17 protein-coding genes are annotated in these 16837 nt (G+C 39.8%); 1 reads left to right on the top strand and 16 read right to left on the bottom strand.

Annotated elements, in window-relative coordinates; genetic code table 11:
• Positions 1–505: 505 nt before the first annotated feature.
• The 11 genes from BANVL01_RS16235 to BANVL01_RS16185 form a co-directional block, all read right to left on the bottom strand.
• A complete protein-coding gene (locus BANVL01_RS16235; RefSeq protein ID WP_235845609.1) occupies positions 506–817 on the bottom strand; it encodes a hypothetical protein in 312 nt (103 codons plus the stop codon).
• Positions 818–979: 162 nt separating this feature from the next.
• Entirely contained in the window at positions 980–1540 is a 561-nt protein-coding gene (locus tag BANVL01_RS16230; protein ID WP_066088274.1) for a class I SAM-dependent methyltransferase, read from the bottom strand.
• 112 nt (positions 1541–1652) lie between these two features.
• Complete coding sequence (locus tag BANVL01_RS16225; RefSeq protein WP_066088277.1) at positions 1653–2900, bottom strand: aminopeptidase P family protein; 1248 nt, start codon at positions 2898–2900, stop codon at positions 1653–1655.
• 150 nt (positions 2901–3050) lie between these two features.
• Complete coding sequence (locus tag BANVL01_RS16220; protein ID WP_066088282.1) at positions 3051–4214, bottom strand: iron-containing alcohol dehydrogenase; 1164 nt, start codon at positions 4212–4214, stop codon at positions 3051–3053.
• A gap of 81 nt (positions 4215–4295) precedes the next feature.
• Positions 4296–5027 (bottom strand): gamma-glutamyl-gamma-aminobutyrate hydrolase family protein, encoded by a 732-nt coding sequence (locus BANVL01_RS16215; protein WP_066088286.1) that lies wholly within the window; start codon positions 5025–5027, stop codon positions 4296–4298.
• 37 nt (positions 5028–5064) lie between these two features.
• Complete coding sequence (locus BANVL01_RS16210) at positions 5065–6090, bottom strand: threonine aldolase family protein (protein WP_066088288.1); 1026 nt, start codon at positions 6088–6090, stop codon at positions 5065–5067.
• Positions 6091–6274: 184 nt separating this feature from the next.
• Complete coding sequence (locus tag BANVL01_RS16205) at positions 6275–6454, bottom strand: DUF2187 family protein (RefSeq protein ID WP_066088291.1); 180 nt, start codon at positions 6452–6454, stop codon at positions 6275–6277.
• Positions 6455–6511: 57 nt separating this feature from the next.
• The gene (locus tag BANVL01_RS16200; RefSeq protein WP_066088293.1) at positions 6512–6826 is read right to left on the bottom strand and encodes a thioredoxin family protein; all 315 of its coding nucleotides are present in this window, start codon (positions 6824–6826) and stop codon (positions 6512–6514) included.
• Between the two features lie 105 nt (positions 6827–6931).
• Complete coding sequence (opuFB, locus tag BANVL01_RS16195; protein WP_066088297.1) at positions 6932–8449, bottom strand: osmoprotectant update ABC transporter permease/substrate-binding subunit OpuFB; 1518 nt, start codon at positions 8447–8449, stop codon at positions 6932–6934.
• Positions 8442–9410, bottom strand: a complete 969-nt coding sequence (locus BANVL01_RS16190) for an ABC transporter ATP-binding protein (protein WP_066088300.1) — start codon at positions 9408–9410, stop codon at positions 8442–8444. The genes opuFB and BANVL01_RS16190 overlap by 8 nt, the downstream gene beginning before the upstream one ends.
• 165 nt (positions 9411–9575) lie before the next feature.
• The gene (locus tag BANVL01_RS16185) at positions 9576–10928 is read right to left on the bottom strand and encodes a S8 family peptidase (protein ID WP_066088303.1); all 1353 of its coding nucleotides are present in this window, start codon (positions 10926–10928) and stop codon (positions 9576–9578) included.
• A gap of 361 nt (positions 10929–11289) precedes the next feature.
• Here BANVL01_RS16185 and BANVL01_RS16180 point away from each other — a divergent pair, with 361 nt between their 5' ends.
• Positions 11290–11535 (top strand): hypothetical protein, encoded by a 246-nt coding sequence (locus tag BANVL01_RS16180; RefSeq protein ID WP_066088308.1) that lies wholly within the window; start codon positions 11290–11292, stop codon positions 11533–11535.
• 33 nt (positions 11536–11568) lie between these two features.
• Here BANVL01_RS16180 and qoxD read toward each other — a convergent pair whose 3' ends face one another.
• From qoxD to BANVL01_RS16155, 5 genes are all read right to left on the bottom strand, one after another.
• On the bottom strand, positions 11569–11853 hold the full coding sequence (qoxD, locus tag BANVL01_RS16175) for a cytochrome aa3 quinol oxidase subunit IV (protein ID WP_066088311.1): 285 nt from the start codon (positions 11851–11853) through the stop codon (positions 11569–11571).
• Between the two features lie 2 nt (positions 11854–11855).
• Positions 11856–12452, bottom strand: a complete 597-nt coding sequence (qoxC, locus tag BANVL01_RS16170) for a cytochrome aa3 quinol oxidase subunit III (protein WP_066088314.1) — start codon at positions 12450–12452, stop codon at positions 11856–11858.
• Positions 12453–12455: 3 nt separating this feature from the next.
• Positions 12456–14399 (bottom strand): cytochrome aa3 quinol oxidase subunit I, encoded by a 1944-nt coding sequence (gene qoxB, locus BANVL01_RS16165; protein ID WP_066088317.1) that lies wholly within the window; start codon positions 14397–14399, stop codon positions 12456–12458.
• Positions 14400–14452: 53 nt separating this feature from the next.
• Positions 14453–15370 carry a cytochrome aa3 quinol oxidase subunit II gene (gene qoxA / locus BANVL01_RS16160; protein ID WP_066088320.1) on the bottom strand — a complete coding sequence of 306 codons (918 nt, stop codon included), beginning with the start codon at positions 15368–15370 and terminating at the stop codon, positions 14453–14455.
• Positions 15371–15712: 342 nt separating this feature from the next.
• Positions 15713–16714: an LLM class flavin-dependent oxidoreductase gene (locus BANVL01_RS16155; RefSeq protein WP_066088323.1), complete on the bottom strand. Its 1002-nt coding sequence runs from the start codon at positions 16712–16714 to the stop codon at positions 15713–15715.
• Between the last annotated feature and the right edge of the window lie 123 nt (positions 16715–16837).

The raw sequence follows: 16837 nt of genomic DNA, 5'->3' as shown, positions 1-16837 counted from the left end.
CCCGAGCGAGCAGCTTATTGTCATTTTCTGGCCATGAAACCGACTTTCATGGCTCGAGCGAGCAACATTTTGTCAATTTCGGGTCATGAAACCAACTTTCATGGCCCGGGTGAGCAGCTTTTTGCCATTTCCGGGCCATGAAACCGATTTTCATGACCCATGTGAGTAGCTTTTTGCCATTTCCGGGCCATGAGACCGCCTTTCTGAGTAAAAGGTATACTCATTTTTTTATATAAAACTTTGAACTATAGAAAAGAGCCCCATCCAGAAAAAGATTGGGCTCTTTTAAATCGTCAATAATGATGTTATTAGCGTTTTGGTCATTGGTAACTCACGTGGAGTGGCTAATTTTCACTGCAGCGCTTGTCTGGCTGCTTGAATGGAGATTTCAATTGAAGCTGTAATGGATGCAATACATATGAGGAGTTTCTCTTCATTTAACATAGATACTGTTCCTAGTGTTTTCCCCACATCTTTCACTTGCTTTTGCAGAGTTAATTAGATACTAGGAAAGCCCCATCGTTTTTTGAACTCTTAAGATACTTTTCTTATTATTCCATGTCTCTTCTTTTAATATTTCGATACTGTCTTCATGGTCTTTTAATTTCTCCTTCATTTCGCCAAAATCTTTAGCGTTTTGAAGTTTCATTTCACTTATTTCAGCCTTTAGAAATTCTTGTTCTGTCCTTAATGCGCTTAAAATTCTACCGTGTTCTTTAAAGGTTTCACTATGGCTATCTAAGATACCGCGATACTCTTTCAAAATTTCACTATGCTCTTTCAATGTACCTTCTAAATGATCCAGCTTGTTATTCATTTCTTGTAGTAGGGGAAAAATCTGCTTCTCGATTTATATCACCTCCATTTCATCGTCAATATTATATCATTTAATATAAGTTTCTGCTCAATATATTAGAATTATGTCGAAAGAGAAAAACGATGTCGGATATGGATGGTGCCTAACACTTTTTTAGTAACACTAACATTTCTGGCAAAATATAGTTTGCCGCCCCTCCTGTTCATTTTCCTCATAAAAAAGAATCTTCCAATCTCCAAATTCGGCCAGCAGCTCTCCTGGTTGTAGTTTATATTGATTGGATACCCCTTGATTTTCGTGCTTTGGTGACATATAAAAGGTTTCCATGAAGAAATACCCATCCTCTTTAATAATCGACTTAACTAATGGAAATAGTGACCGATCCAGGTAATTCGTGATGACAACCAAATTAAAAGAATTCTTTGGTAAATTAAGGCTGGTAATTTCCGTAAGATCAGAAAGCTGAGCGTAAATGGCAAGCTTTTTCTTTGCTGCTAATTCCTGGAGATAGTTGATAGCCACGTCAGATATATCGATTGCCTGCACTTGAAAGTTTAATCGTGCCAGAAATAGGCTGTTTCCACCAAGACCACAAGCAAGATCAAGAGCTGGCCCACCCGTCAAATAAGAAGAAAGGTTCTTTAATCTGACATTCGGTACAGGTTCTTCCCGTTGATTTATTCGTTCTTTGTATTTATTATTCCATTTAATTCTCAGGTTCATTTGGGCACCGCTCCTTTAAATGAATAAAGGGAATCTCCTCTCTGAATAGAGACTCCCCTTATTAATATTATGGAACTCTTACTGTTTAAGGATAGAAAGATTGGCTAAATTCTTATTGTTGGTTCATAAATGCTTCAATTTCCTCAACAGAACGGATAATATCCTTGGAAAGAACATCGTGGCCGTCTTCGGTGACTAATACATCATCTTCAATTCGGATTCCGATTCCTTCTTCCTCAATATATAAACCTGGCTCAACCGTTAACACCATTCCAGGTTGTAAGATTAAATCCTTATAATTGCCAACATCGTGGGTATCTAGACCAAGAAAGTGGCTGACACCATGATAGTAATAATTTCCGATTTCACTTTCTTCCTTAATCAATCCAACTTTGATGCACTCTTCGGCTAAAACTTTTTTTGTTTGCTCATTTAGTTTTGCAAATGGGACACCCGGTTTAATCAGTGCTGTCGTTTCTCTTAGTGCTTTTAAAACAATATTGTAGAATGTTTTTTGTTTTTCAGTAAAGGTACCATTTGCTGGAAAGGTATAGCTTATATCCGCATTGTAATAGTGGTATTGGGCACCTAAATCAAGCAGGACAAGACTCTCTTCCTCAATTGTCGCATCATTTTTGTCATAATGAAGAATCGTTCCATTTTTACCGCTTGCGGCAATTGTTGGGAAAGCATAGTGTTTTACACCTTCTGACTTAAGTGTAAAATCAAAATAAGCCTCAAGTTGATATTCTTTCGTTGCTGCTTTCGCATGACTCATAAGGTTTTTTATACCTTTATAGGTAATATCAATTGCCCTTCTGATCTTTTCGATTTCTTCAGGTGTTTTATAAACGCGCAGTTCACAAATTTCCGGATAAACATTTTTCATTTGCAGGTATGGATAATTCGCCTGGATTTTACTTGCAAATTGTTGTGCTTTCGTCGTGGTCTGATCTAGTTCTCTTCTCTCCAGATCTAAATAGATATTCGAAAGCGAGTTTGTAAAAAGAATGCGTGACAACAAGGATTCAAATTGTTCAATATATTGGATATTCCCGATTCCCGAAACTTCTAAAGCCTCTTCCTTTGAGATCGATTTACCAATCCATTTTTCTAATACAGGGTCTGATTTTTCGATAAAAAGATATTCTTCTACTTTATTATTTGTTTTAAGGGCTAAAAAGATAAGATTTGGTTCGTCAATTCCGGTTATGTAATAAAAATTTCGATTTGGCACGAATCCGTAAGCCTCATCTGCCGATTTTTGCGGAGCCTTTCCGGCAAACAAGACAAGTATTGAACTATCTTCAAGCTTCTCATATAAACGATTACGATTATTTAAGTAAAAATCCTTACGCATTTCATTCCCTCACTTCTAAATATTTTAAGTTACTAGTTTAACTATACTATACTACTAATCATCAAAATATTATAAATATTTTTTATCAAGCGATTGATTAACAAAAAACCTCGCTACATTCAAATTCATGTACACGAGGCTTTTTGCGCATTATTTAGCTAATTGATAAATTTGATAAACATCAGCCTCATATAACTTGATAAAGTTGCCTAGCGGGCCGTTTTCTGTTGCCTTTTTAGCCATTTCCTCAAGGTGTTCTTCACCAATTTCAGCCTCTTTAAGGGTAATTGGCATGCCAATGGACGTAAAGAATTGTTCTGTTTTCTTAATACCGGCTAAAGCAGTTTTTTCCAAATTGTTCATATCAATTTCGATATTCCATACTCTGTTAGCAAATTGTACGAAACGATTGACGTCATGTTTATAAACGTACTTCATCCACGCCGGAAAAATAATGGCTAAACCAGCCCCATGTGCAATATCATAAATACCGCTTATTTCATGCTCGATATCGTGGCTTCCCCAATCACCAATTCTTCCAGTCCCTAACAAATCATTATGTGCAATTGTCCCAGACCACATAATCTCAGCTCTTGCATCATAATTGGTTGGCTCGTCTAAAACCGTATGGGCATTATGGATGATCGCTCTTAAAGCAGCTTCACATAAACGGTCAGTTAGATCCACATTCTTTTCATTTGTAAAGTATCTTTCTAAAATATGTGCCATCATATCGGTAATCCCACATGCAGTTTGATAGGCAGGCAAGGTGTATGAAAGTTCCGGATTTAGGATCGCGAACTGAGGCCTCATTGTATTATGTCCTGAAGATTTCTTATACCAGCCGTCCTCGTTCGTAATAACAGTACCTGAACTCGATTCACTGCCGGCCGCAGGGATCGTTAGCACAACACCAATTGGCAAACACTCTGTAACAGCAGCTTTCCCGGTAAAGAAATCCCATACATCCCCGTCATACTTTGTTCCGGCTGCAATAGCCTTGGCAGAATCAATCACACTCCCGCCGCCTATAGCGAGAATAAAGTTGATATCATGCTCCTTACAAAGGGCAACACCTTCTCGAACTAGGCTTACTCGGGGATTGGGCTGAACTCCGGCTAACTCAATTATTTCAATCCCCTGGTCCTGCAATGACTTCACAACCGTGTCATATAAGCCATTTTGTTTAATGCGGCCACTGCCATAATGCAGAAGAAGCTTTTTTCCGTAAACAACGGCTTCTTGCCCAACTAATTTCTCTTTTTCCTTGCCAAATATTATCTTCGTACTGTTTTGAAAAATAAAATCATGCATTCTATCACTCCCAATCATATTTTAAACCATTTTGCAAAAACAATAAATCGCTTTCTTTTGATAGCACAGGCACAATTAATTTTACGAATCAGATCCCTTTGTGCTGCTTTTAATAAATTCTGCAAACAAATTATTCATGGCCTGGCTTGTACTTGCCATGGATTCAGGATGCCACTGAACTCCAATCATAAATGTGGCCGGTTTGATATACTCAACAGCTTCAATGATTCCGTCGGATGACTTTGCAACGATTCGTAAATCGGATGCTACAGTATCGATTGCTTGATGATGAAGACTATTCACTCTTATTCGTTCAGAACCTATTATTTTCAAAAGTTGGCTATCTTTGGAGATGTTTACCCAATGGGAATCCCTGTATCTATCGATTTTCTGTGTGTGTTGGATGGAGTCTTTGACTTGACTCGGGATGTCCTGAATTAATGTTCCACCAAGGGCTACATTCAAAATTTGAATACCTCTGCAAATCGCAAACAGTGGAATATTGTTCTTTATAGCGTATTCCACAATGGCTAACTCTACCAAATCTCGCTCTAAAATGACTTGACCTAAATGGGGATGTGGATCCTGCTTGAAAAATTCCGGATCGACGTCCTCTCCGCCACTGAGGATAATTCCATCGCACATTGGCAGTGTTTCCAAAGACATATCAGGGTTAATAAAAGGAAGTATAATCGGTATACCGCCATTAGCGGCAACGCTTCGATGATAATCATGGTGCACATATACCCCTTCGCTATTTTTGTTATGGTTAATATACGCACCGCTTATGCCAATAATTGGTTTCTTGTTCATCTTGCTTCCCCCTATGAAATCAATAATATGATCAATATCATATTAGCTTTTTCAAATCCTCAATAAAAGCTGCTACCTTGTCCTCTTTTGTTGCCCAAGAGGTTACAAGGCGAATCGCCGAGTGGTCGGCATCAACTTGTTCCCAAACATGAAAGGAATACTTGCCTTGAAGTTCGGTAATCAGTGCATTCGGCAGGATTGGAAAGATTTGATTTGATGGTGACTCGGTCAGAAATGGTATTTTTGCTTTGCCTAATTCAGTCCTAAGCATTTCTGCCATCCTGTTGGCATGTGCAGCCAAGTCAAAGAACAGATTGTCGCGGAAAAGTTCAAGAAATTGAATCCCCAACAGTCTCCCTTTTGCAAGCAGCGCACCCTTTTGTTTTAAATGATAACGAAAATCTTCTTTAAGTGAATCACGACAAATCACTAAAGCTTCTCCAATGAGTGCTCCATTCTTGGTTCCGCCAATATAAAAAGCATCGACAAGCCGTGGGATATCGCTCAGCATAAGGTCATTTTCTGACGAGCAAAGGGCTGAGCCTAATCTCGCACCATCCATATATAAAATAAGCTGGTTTTCGTCACAGAATTCCCTTAATTGCACCAGTTCATTCTTCAGATAAATCGATCCTATTTCTGTTGAATTCGATATGTAAACGAGCTTCGGCTTCACCATGTGTTCATCTGAATGTGTATCAAGGACAGTCCGCAAATGGGCAGGAGTCAATTTCCCATCTTCGGTTTCTATCGAAAGGATTTTATGCCCTGTTGCTTCGATTGCACCTGTTTCATGGCCAAGGATATGGCCAGTACTGGCAGCCATCGCCGCTTCATGAGGTCTTAAGAAAGCTGAAATAGCGGTAAGATTCGTTTGGGTCCCGCCTGATAATAGGTGAATATCAACATCCGTACGCCCGATTCTTTCCTTTAATAGTTCTACCGCTTTTAGGGTAAATCGATCTTCCCCGTAGCCCTCCTCCTGCTCGAAGTTGGATTCCACTAAAGCATTCAAGATTCTAGGATGTGCGCCTTCGCTATAATCGTTCTTAAAGCTGTACATGAGAAATAACCCCCGTCTTATTTTTTTACATTGTACCATTATTTTCATTTAAACATAGATATCAACGACTCGGCGAATTTTAGTGCTGAAAAGAAAGACACTATCCAATTTTATGGATAGTGCCTGACTGGGTAACCTTTTAAGTTGAACAATTATGTAATAAAGATACCATCACTGTTCAAAATTATTTTTTGGTGATTTTGTAATTTTTATGGTTAACAATCGTTGTAAGTGGTTCATCTTTCGCTTTTGAATAACCGTATTGGACTATAACGGAATTTTCCCTAATGCCAGAAACGACACCTTCGAGGGTTTTTCCATCACGTTTAAACGAAATCATATCGCCAATTTTTGCCGTGGACATCCCATCACCTCGCCATTATAATCTCCAAAAAATCTGAAGAAATACTTTTAATTGTGATCAAAAATTGTTTAAGAATTCTCTGACTTGGTCTTGTGTTTTAGCGTTGGCACTATGTAAATGAGCTAATTTTTCTCCATTTTTAAATACTAATAATGAAGGAATCCCCATGACATTTTGTTCCTCGGAAATTTCCGGAAACTCATCACGGTCAACTTTTATCCACTGTTTGTCTTGATTCTCTTCGATAACTTCATCAATGAATATCGCTAACCGTTTACAGTCCGGACACCATGTGGTGGTAAAGATGCCTACTGTCAGTTCATCCTTTGTAATTTGCTCACGATATTCTTGCTCTGTTGTGACTTGTTTCATATTCTATCGCTCCTGCTTCATTGAAGTGTTTTTTACTCTCTGTCTTAGATTAAAATCATTTAACGTAGAAAGCAAGGAATTAACCTTTAATTTGAATAAGTATAGTTATTTAATTAATCCCTCTTCTTGTAAAAATTGCTTCGCAACCTCTTTTGCGCTTTTACTGTTGACATTTACTTGATAATTCATCTCGCGCATTTGATCGTCCGTTATTTTTCCCGAAAGCTTATTTAAAGCAGCTTTGATTTCGGGATATTTTTGCACGGTTTCCTTTCTTAATAATGGCGCACCTTGGTAGGGAGGAAAAAGATTCTTATCATCCTCTAAAACAAAAAGGTTATATTGCCTTAATTCACTATCTGTTGAATAGGCATCCACTAGCTCAATATCCCCTGATTTAATCGCGTTGTAACGAAGTTTTGGCTCCATCGTAATGACGTTTGCAAATGCGATGCCATAGAGTTTTTGAATTCCGCGATACCCATCCTCACGATCGGCAAACTCCAAAGTAAAACCGGCCTTGATGTTCCCGCTCCTAATTTGCAAATCAGAAATCGTCTTTAAAGCTTCCCTATCAGCCAAAGTCTGTGGAACCGCCAATGCATACGTGTTGTTGTAACTCATTGGTTCCAACAATTCCATATCATACTTTTTTAACATGCCAGTCCGTGCTTGGTCATACACCTGGCTTCTGTCCGTACTTATAGCCGTTTCTTTTAAAAATTCCGAAATGGCTGTTCCGGTAAATTCAGGGTACACATCAATACTGCCTGACTTTAAAGCATTGAAAACAAACGAAGTTTTGCCGAGGCCAGGCTTAAGTTCCACCTTTAAGTTTGTATCTTCCTCGATTAACAGTTTATACATATTGATCAAAATTTCTGGCTCTGAACCCAGTTTTCCGCCGATGACAATTTGTTTCTGGTCATGGTTTGTAATCGATGGAATCGCGATAGTCAGGAGCGCTGCCGCTCCGATTACGACAAAAGTAATCAAGGACTTTTTGAAAGATATTCGTTCAAATTGCCGCAAGCAAATATCAATCAAAATGGCGAGGGCTGCTGCTGGGATGGCACCAAGAATAATCAGTGCTGAATTGTTTCTGTCAATCCCAAGAAGGATAATGTCCCCTAATCCTCCAGCGCCAATCAGTGCCGCCAATGTTGCTGTTCCAACAATTAACACCATAGCCGTTCGTATCCCCGCCATTATCACCGGAGTGGCAAGGGGAAGTTCGACCTTTACTAGTCTTTGTCTTCTGTTCATCCCCATCGCTCTTGCTGCTTCGATAAGCGAGGAATCTACCTCTTTGATACCGGTATATGTATTTCTAAGAATGGGAAGCAGTGCATAGATCACTAAGGCAATGATAGCGGGCACTTTTCCGATGCCAAACAAAGGAATTAATAGACCTAATAGGGCTAATGATGGGATTGTTTGCAGGATGGCTGTAATGCCAATCATCCCTTCGGCAATCTTTTGCTTTTTTGTCAAATAAATCCCGAGGGGAATTGCAATAAGGATGGCAAAAAATAAGGCTATCAGGGAAAGTTCAATATGCTCGAGCAAGGCACTCCACAATTGTGATTGTCTTTCTTTGAAAACATCTGCAAATTTATCCATTGCCGTGACCTACTTCCTGCAAACCTTCCGCCAGATATTGTAAAGCTGTTTGCCTTGTGATTATACCGATGATTTGACCTTCTTTTTCTACTGACAATTGTTCATACTCAGTTAGCAACATAAGTGCCTCTCTTAATGATGCCGTGACTGGAATTATTACGGTGGAAGGTGCCACGCTATGGCTAGTCAAGAGTTGCTCGATGATGTCTTCTAAGCAGATATTCTCCTTGACTGCAGCTGAGTGCGTCCCGACGAAATCTCGGACAAAATCATTGACCGGGTTCTCGATAATTTCTTTAGGTGTCCCAACCTGAACGATTTCTCCATCCTTCATAAGGCAAATTCTGTCCCCAAGCTTAATCGCTTCCTGCATATCATGGGTAACGAAAACAATCGTTTTATTAATTTTTCGCTGCAGTTCAAGGATGTCATCCTGTAATTTCTCCCTGCTAATCGGGTCAAGTGCACTGAATGGTTCGTCCATTAACAAAATTCCAGGATCCGAAGCTAGTGCACGTATCACGCCAATTCGCTGCTGCTCGCCGCCAGAAAGTTCTTTCGGTTTCCGGCCCCGATATTTTTCCGGCGTCATTCCCACCATTTCCAACAATTCATCGGTTCGCTGCCGAATCTTCTCATTGTTCCATTTTTTTAATTCTGGGACTACCGCAATATTTTCCTCAATCGTCATATGGGGAAACAGCGCGATTTGCTGGAGGACATAGCCCATGTTCCAACGAAGCTCGTGAATGTTATAGTCACTTATTTTTTTATCATCTACAAAAATAGTACCGTCCGTTAATTCAATTAGTCGGTTCATCATTTTGAGCAGCGTGGTTTTTCCGCAGCCGCTAGGACCAATAATCACAAAAAACTCCCCATCATTAATTTTCAGATCAAGGGACTTAATCGCAGCGTTACCGTCTTGATATCGCTTTGTTACGTTTTCAAAGTGGATCATTCTCTCACTCCTCGTATTGATTCAGGGGGTATTTACTCTTTCTACTAAGATAACAGGGAATTGGGTGGGGGGCAAAAGAAAACGCATTTGAATAGTAAAATTCAATCCTTATGCAGAGGAAAAAACAAAGCTACCGAAACCGCCGATAGCTTTGTTTATTACTATTTATTTCAATGCACTAACTGCGCTAATTAATCCCTTGCCAGATTTTTCATCGTTTCCTGGTTTGAATACATCTTCAGCCGATTTCAAAATGATGTGTTTTACTTGAGCTGGATTCAGTTTATCCTTCCCGTGTTGGGCAATAATAACGCCCGCAAGTGCAGCTACTTTTGGAGCCGCCATTGAAGTCCCAGCTTTATAACCGTAACCGCCAGAGACAGTAGCAAAGCAAAGGTATGAATTATCTCTACCTACACCAGTTTGTGGATTATAGTTTGGTCCTAAATCGCCACCCGGAGCCATTACATCAATTTTCCCTACTCCATAGTTTGAGTAGTAAGCCAAATTCTTCAATTGTCCTCCAGCAGAAACCCTAATCATGTTTTGATTGCTTGGGCTTCTGTGTGTAGCACCTTTATTATCACCTGAAAGTTTTCCAGGGCTGCTAATATCAACACCGTTATTTCCCGCAGATCCAACCACTGTAACGCCTTTTTTGATGGCATAATTAATAGCGCGATTGAACATTTGTACATCTGCTACAACATCTTTAGTTGCATACTCTGGATCCTGGAACCAATCATAGCCGCCTAATGACATATTGACTACATCGACATTATCATCGGCAGCAGTCATTAATGCCTCCGCGATATTGGCTGTAGAAGCTTCTCCGGTTGGGCCAAATACACGATAAGAAGCAACTTTAAGATCGGGACCAACTCCCATTGTTCTTCCTTTTGCTGCAATTGAACCTGCTACATGTGTGCCATGACCATTTTCGTCCTTAGGGTCCGAATAGCCCGGAACAAAGGATTTTCCGTAAGCATAATTTGCTTTTAAATCTGGGTGGGTATAGTCAATGCCTGTATCAATAACCGCAACGACAATATCTTCCCCCGAAACTGGCTTGCCAGTCCCCCCAGGAAGGGTCCATGATTCCCCATTATTGGTTACTTGTTTAATATCCCATTGATTCTGTTCATATAGATCTGGCTTAACAGAAATGGCTTCCTCATAGGAGAACGTTGCTTCAACAGCGGGTGCATCGGCATAAATTTTGTGCTCTGCTCCAGCTTCGGACACGATTGAAGAGTTATTAACTTCCTTTAGAAAATTGGGATTACTGGAGGAAACCTCAACAGCACCTAGTTTTTCCAGCCTGTTTTGAACCTGGCCGCCAGCTTTTTTTAGTAAATCCTCATAACCTGATGGCAGCTTAGCCTCATCTTTAAAAACCACTATGTATTTCTTTTCAACTGATTGGGCATATCCAACACCTGCACCACTAGCAAAAACCGTAGATGCACATAACGATAAGCTAAGTGCACTTGCAAAAAATCCTTTTTTAATTGACATAAAGAAACCTCCTTTTTATATTCCAATTTTCATTATATTGCAAAATATTATTTCAACAATCTTCTTTTTTCGGCAGCGAAAAACCACATAACCTACTTAAGGATTGTATAAAATGTATTTTTTTCCACTAATCTACGGATATTTAGGATAAAGGAAATATACTTTAGGAGGGATTGCTTGCATATTTTGTCGAAAATATCAAACTAATTTCTTAGCTTATTCCCCCATGTTTATAGGTACATAAAATGAGCATAAGCATCCTCAAACATTTAAATATATCATCTTTCTGATAATTCATGAAAATTAATTTTGACAATTTTGTGAACAAAGTGAATAATATAGAAAAGGAGGTTGAAGAAAAATGGTATCAAATTTAAAAATCTTGAATACTGTAAAGGTTTCCGGCGGTATTTTACTAACAATTGGAATTTTAACTTTTTTCTATAGTTTCCTTGTAAACGGTTACAGCAATTTAATTGGCATTTCCATTGGGATCATCATGGGTGCTGTGTTCATCTTTCTAATGGGTGTGTTTTTTGTAGCAACAGAGGAAGTGCTGAAGAAAACAGATAAAGGTCAGAAAATGACACCGAATAAATACAAATAGGAGCGTCTCGGCTAAAGACGCTCCTTTTTTTATTTAAAGATAACCCCAAATCATACATAATAATGTACCGAATACGGTAACTAAAGCAATAAAGATTCCATAATAGATGTTCGTATAGATGGCTCCCCTATCCTTCGTTTCACCCGCATGCATAAATACTACCAGCTGTACGGCAGCTTGAATGAAGGCTGTTACAAGAAGGAGCGTCATTCCAATTGTGATCGACATGTCTAAAAAGTAAACAGCAAGTGCAACGATAGTAAGGAGCAGGGAAAAGACAAACCCCATTACCTGCTTCATCGGGAATAACTCTCTCATGACTACATCATTCCTTTCAGATAGACAAAGCTGAAAATAAAGATCCAGACGACGTCTAAGAAATGCCAGTACAATGAGAAGATAAATGATTTATTGGCGGTTTCGGGGTTCAAACCACGCTTTTTCACTTGCAGAATGATAAATAATCCCCAGAATAAGCCAAATGTTACGTGCGCACCATGCGTTCCTAATGTCGTTAATAGAATCGCGGTAAAGGCACTTGTTTGCAGTCCTGCGCCAATATGAACATAATGGACGAACTCATAAATTTCAACTCCCAAGAACCCAAGACCAAGGAGCAGTGTGACAGAAAAGAATGCCATCATCGCTTTCTTATTGCCTAGCCGCATCGCATGAATCCCAAGGCCAATCGTAAAACTACTCGTTAACAGTAGAAATGTTTCAATTAGGACGGGAGTAATTTCAAAAATCTCTGCCCCTGATGGCCCGTTTCCCGTGCGGTCCACTAATGTGAAATAGGCTGAAAAAAGCGTAGCAAACAGCATAATTTCCGCACCAAGAAATATCCAAAAGCCTAAAATTTTATTACTATTTTCTTCCGTACTATATTCAAGCGGCAGCGAGTTATCTATTTTCATTTGTTAAGCACCTCGCAAATTATTTTCAGTCTCTTCGATTTCATCAACGGAAATGTAATGACCATGGTCTTTTTCAAAAGAACGAAGTCCCATACATACGAATATTCCGATGGTTGTCAAAATAAGTGGTATCCATAAGCTGAATACAAAGGAAAATCCCCATCCAAAGAAGATACAGCTCATGATAAACGGTACACCGCTGTTATTTGGCATATGAATTTTTTCATATTCACCTGGGAATAACTCATGACCATGTTTCTTCGCATCCCATAAAGCTTCAGATGATTTCACCTGCGGTAGAATCGCGAAATTATATGCCGGTACCGGGGTATGCGTAGCCCATTCTAAAGAACGTGCATCCCAAGGATCTGCGGCGATATTCCTTGAGGCATAGCGAGTACTGTAGTAGATGTTGTATACGATTAACGCAAAACCTACCGCAAGTCCGGCTGCACCAATAAACGAAACCATATTCCATGGTCCGAATCCAGTAGATTCAGAGTAGGTGTACATCCGGCGCGCCTGCCCATCTAAGCCAGAGAAAAACATTGGGATGAATGCCATTAGTGTGCTCATGGAAATAATCCATGCCGCCCACTTCCCGATTCTTTCATTCAACATGAATCCGAACATTTTTGGCCAATAGAAAGTAAGACCAGCCAGCATCGCAAATACGACACCCGGAATAATAACCATATGGAAGTGCGCGACTAAGAACATCGTGTTATGGTACTGATAGTCGGCAGCAGACATCCCAAGCATTACTCCTGTGACCCCGCCGATGGTGAAGGTTGGAATAAACAGCAATGCATAAAGCATTGGTGTCGTTACCTCAATTTTTCCTTTCCAAAGTGTAAATAGCCAGTTAAACAGTTTCACACCTGTCGGTACAGCAATCGCCATGGTCGTAATCGAGAAGATACTGTTTGTCAGTGCGCCTTGACCCATGGTAAAGAAATGATGTGTCCAGACTAAGAAAGAAAGCAGTGAAATAATCACCATGGAGCCGACCATCGATTTATACCCATAAAGGTTTCTTCGAGCAAAGGTTGAAATGACCTCACTATAAATCCCAAATGCCGGTAAAATTAAGATATATACCTCTGGATGTCCCCATACCCAGAAGAAGTTCGCCCAAAGCATATCCATCCCGCCATTTGTCGTGGTAAAGAAATGGGTTCCAAATAGGCGATCCATTGTTCCCATCGCTAGTAATACTGTTAATACTGGAAACGCAAAAACGATAATCGCGTTCGTTACTAAGGAAGCCCATGTAAACATTGGCATTTTCATTAATGTCATGCCAGGAGCTCTCATTTTTAAAATAGTAGTGATGAAATTGATCCCTGTCATTAATGACCCAATACCGGCAATTTGAATCGCAATCATATAATAATTCGATCCAACCGATTCACTAAATTCGGTTCCTGCCAGCGGGAAATACGAGGTCCAGCCTGCATCTGGTGAACCGCCGATGACGAAAGAAATATTAAAAAGCATGGCGCCCATGAAGAATAACCAGAAACTTAGGGCATTCAAGCGTGGGAACGCTACGTCACGCGCCCCGATTTGTAATGGCACCACAAAGTTCATTAACGCCATAATGAATGGCATCGCCATAAAGATAATCATCACGATTCCGTGTGTCGTGAAAATTTCATTATAATGCTGGGCATCGAGCAGTTTGTTTTCCGGTACGGCTAGCTGCGCCCGCATCATTATCGCGTCTACTCCGCCGCGGAATAACATTAACAAAGCAGACAATAAATACATAATTCCAATCCGTTTATGGTCAACTGTCGTTAACCATTCGCGCCAAAGATAACCCCATTTTTTAAAATAGGTTAAACCGGCGAGTATCGCAATCATTGTTAATCCAATGGCGACCATCGAGGCATATATCGCGGGACTTGGATTCGGGATAGCAAAGCGATCAAAGAAATCCATACTATTGTGACTCCTTTCAAGAGAGAGATTACTTATGATAAACTTGAAAACTATTAATGATGATGTTGTTGTGATTCCGAACTATTTTCACTTTCATTTCCATCTTTTTCCATTTTCGTAGAATGACTAGATCCATGGTTATGTCCACCATTTTCACCTTCCGGCGGCGGCAAAAATTCTAAATGCGTTCCAGTATATGTGGACTGCCCCAGGTGACCCGGTTTAAGTAATTCGGCAAATTTGTCTTCTGTCAATGGTTTTGCGGTTTTCTTAACCTCTTTAACCCATTTATCAAATTCAGTCTCAGACATAGCCTTTACATTGAACGTATTTTCAGCGAAACCCTTCCCGCTAAAGTTTGCATTTCGTCCCATGAATTCACCTGGAACATCTGCTGCTAAGTGCAGGGTGTTGACCATGTCTGACATCGCGTATTTTTGTCCGCCAAGCTGTGGAATCCAGAAACTGGTGATTGGCCCATAAGAATAAAGTTTAAATTCAATTGGCCGGTCTGTAGGTATATACAAATAATTAACTGTTTCAATGTTTTCTTCCGGGTAACTAAAATGCCATTTCCAATTTGAGGAGGATGCGTATATTATTAATGGTTCTTTATCACCATACCCCGTCGGTTTGGCCTCAACTTTATAGTTACTTTGAACAGACACAATTGAGAGGAAAATGACAATTAGTACTGGAATTCCCACACAAATCGTTTCCACCAACGTACTTCCTTCAATGTGGGGAGGTTCATAATCCTTGCTTTGTTTAGAAGCACGATATTTTATTAACATAATAACCAGGATCGAAAAAACAGCAAGGACGATAACCGACATGATTCCGATTGATAGCATAATGTCCTTTGCTTGTGTGGCAGCTTGTGGTCCTTTAGGATCCAAAACCATTAATGGTTCACAACCTGTTAGCACAGCGGCTATAGTAAAAAGAAGTGTCAATAAAGCCCATTTCATTTTGTAGTAATTCCCCTTTCTATTATTCTAGAAAACTAATTTTAAAGATTAGTATGTGATATAAATCACACTTTGACTATATCTTAATACCAAATCATCAGAAAGAACACCTGCAAATGGAATGTGTCACTGAATGTTCATAATCACTTTTCCAATAAAAAATTATCGAGCAAATCATTAGCTTTTAGAATAAAGTTATATTATTATAATAGGTTCGGTCAATAGATTCACAATGAGAAGTGAGTTTTCAAATCAGCGATAACAAGAATAAAGGCACCATCCAATTTTTTGGATGGTGCCTGACACCTTTTTCCCCTTCATCAGTGGTATTTTTCTATTTCATCATTCCCCATCTACCACTTCTTTCAATATTTCATACGAACGTTTTTGTTTATTTGGATCGTAAATATAGGACACAGCCATGACTTCATCTACGTTATATTTTTCTTGAAAACGGATCAACTGTTGTCTGACTGTCTCTTTGCTTCCCAATAACGTCACACTAGACATCGATGCGGCCATTTCTTTTTCCATTGGATTCCAAAGCTCTTCCATGTTTTCAACGGGAGGCTGTAACGGATTTCGCGAACTACGAACCACATTCAGGATAAATTGCTGCATCGTTGTCGATAAAAACTTCGCCTCTTCATCGGTCTCTGCTGCAATGACATTTAAACAGACAATCATATACGGTTTGTCCAAATACTCTGACGGTTGGAAACGGTCACGATAAATCGAAATCGCTTCTTCCATGAATCTCGGTGCAAAATGGGAGGCGAATACATACGGAAGACCCATTCTTGCTGCCAAATAAGCGGAATCCGTGGAAGAGCCAAGGATATAGACCGGGATATTCGTGCCAACACCAGGATAGGCTCGCACAAAATCTTGCTGTTCTTCCGGGCCAAAATAGGTAAGCAATGCCTTAACATCATCTGGAAATGTATAAACAGAATCATTTTTCGAGCGTCTTAGGGCATTTGCAGTCATCATATCGGTACCAGGAGCGCGGCCTAGACCCAGATCGACACGATTAGGATAAATGGTCGCCATCGTTCCGAATTGTTCAGCTACCACTAACGGGGAATGGTTAGGAAGCATAATCCCGCCCGATCCAACACGGATGTGATTGGTATGCTCTAATGTATGTTTAATTAAGATGGACGTTGCTGAACTGACGAGCGTCGGAGAATTATGATGTTCCGCAATCCAATAACGTTGATACCCCATTTTTTCTGCTGCTTGCGCAAGATCCACCATTGCCTCAATGGCTTGCCTAGAAGGCTGTCCCTCTCGGACCGGGGCGAGATTTAAGACAGAGACAGGTATATGAATGTTTGCCATGTGAATTTGTCCTTTCATTAAAAAAGATTACTACTATAGTACCAATTGAAATACAGGAAACAAACTTAAATGCTTACTGAACAAAAATCAGTTCAAATCACTTTCTTTAAATCCATCTGTAAA

The sequence above is a fragment of the Neobacillus novalis NBRC 102450 genome, assembly GCF_001591805.1.
GTDB classification, from domain to species: Bacteria; Bacillota; Bacilli; order Bacillales; family Cytobacillaceae; genus Neobacillus; species Neobacillus novalis.
The sequence above is the reverse complement of the archived record's forward strand: the minus strand, read 5'-3'. Positions and strand labels throughout refer to the sequence as shown.

What these genes read in the sequence shown, in the direction of transcription:
- BANVL01_RS16180 (WP_066088308.1), top strand. Translation starts at nt 11,290, where the DNA reads ATGGTATCAAATTTAAAAATCTTGAATACTGTAAAGGTTTCCGGCGGT.
- BANVL01_RS16190 (WP_066088300.1), bottom strand. Translation starts at nt 9,410, where the DNA reads ATGATCCACTTTGAAAACGTAACAAAGCGATATCAAGACGGTAACGCT.
- qoxB (WP_066088317.1), bottom strand. Translation starts at nt 14,399, where the DNA reads ATGGATTTCTTTGATCGCTTTGCTATCCCGAATCCAAGTCCCGCGATA.
- BANVL01_RS16200 (WP_066088293.1), bottom strand. Translation starts at nt 6,826, where the DNA reads ATGAAACAAGTCACAACAGAGCAAGAATATCGTGAGCAAATTACAAAG.
- qoxA (WP_066088320.1), bottom strand. Translation starts at nt 15,370, where the DNA reads ATGAAATGGGCTTTATTGACACTTCTTTTTACTATAGCCGCTGTGCTA.
- BANVL01_RS16210 (WP_066088288.1), bottom strand. Translation starts at nt 6,090, where the DNA reads ATGTACAGCTTTAAGAACGATTATAGCGAAGGCGCACATCCTAGAATC.
- BANVL01_RS16230 (WP_066088274.1), bottom strand. Translation starts at nt 1,540, where the DNA reads ATGAACCTGAGAATTAAATGGAATAATAAATACAAAGAACGAATAAAT.
- BANVL01_RS16185 (WP_066088303.1), bottom strand. Translation starts at nt 10,928, where the DNA reads ATGTCAATTAAAAAAGGATTTTTTGCAAGTGCACTTAGCTTATCGTTA.
- BANVL01_RS16155 (WP_066088323.1), bottom strand. Translation starts at nt 16,714, where the DNA reads ATGGCAAACATTCATATACCTGTCTCTGTCTTAAATCTCGCCCCGGTC.
- BANVL01_RS16220 (WP_066088282.1), bottom strand. Translation starts at nt 4,214, where the DNA reads ATGCATGATTTTATTTTTCAAAACAGTACGAAGATAATATTTGGCAAG.
- BANVL01_RS16225 (WP_066088277.1), bottom strand. Translation starts at nt 2,900, where the DNA reads ATGCGTAAGGATTTTTACTTAAATAATCGTAATCGTTTATATGAGAAG.
- BANVL01_RS16215 (WP_066088286.1), bottom strand. Translation starts at nt 5,027, where the DNA reads ATGAACAAGAAACCAATTATTGGCATAAGCGGTGCGTATATTAACCAT.
- BANVL01_RS16235 (WP_235845609.1), bottom strand. Translation starts at nt 817, where the DNA reads ATGAATAACAAGCTGGATCATTTAGAAGGTACATTGAAAGAGCATAGT.
- BANVL01_RS16205 (WP_066088291.1), bottom strand. Translation starts at nt 6,454, where the DNA reads ATGTCCACGGCAAAAATTGGCGATATGATTTCGTTTAAACGTGATGGA.
- qoxD (WP_066088311.1), bottom strand. Translation starts at nt 11,853, where the DNA reads ATGAGAGAGTTATTCCCGATGAAGCAGGTAATGGGGTTTGTCTTTTCC.
- qoxC (WP_066088314.1), bottom strand. Translation starts at nt 12,452, where the DNA reads ATGAAAATAGATAACTCGCTGCCGCTTGAATATAGTACGGAAGAAAAT.
- opuFB (WP_066088297.1), bottom strand. Translation starts at nt 8,449, where the DNA reads ATGGATAAATTTGCAGATGTTTTCAAAGAAAGACAATCACAATTGTGG.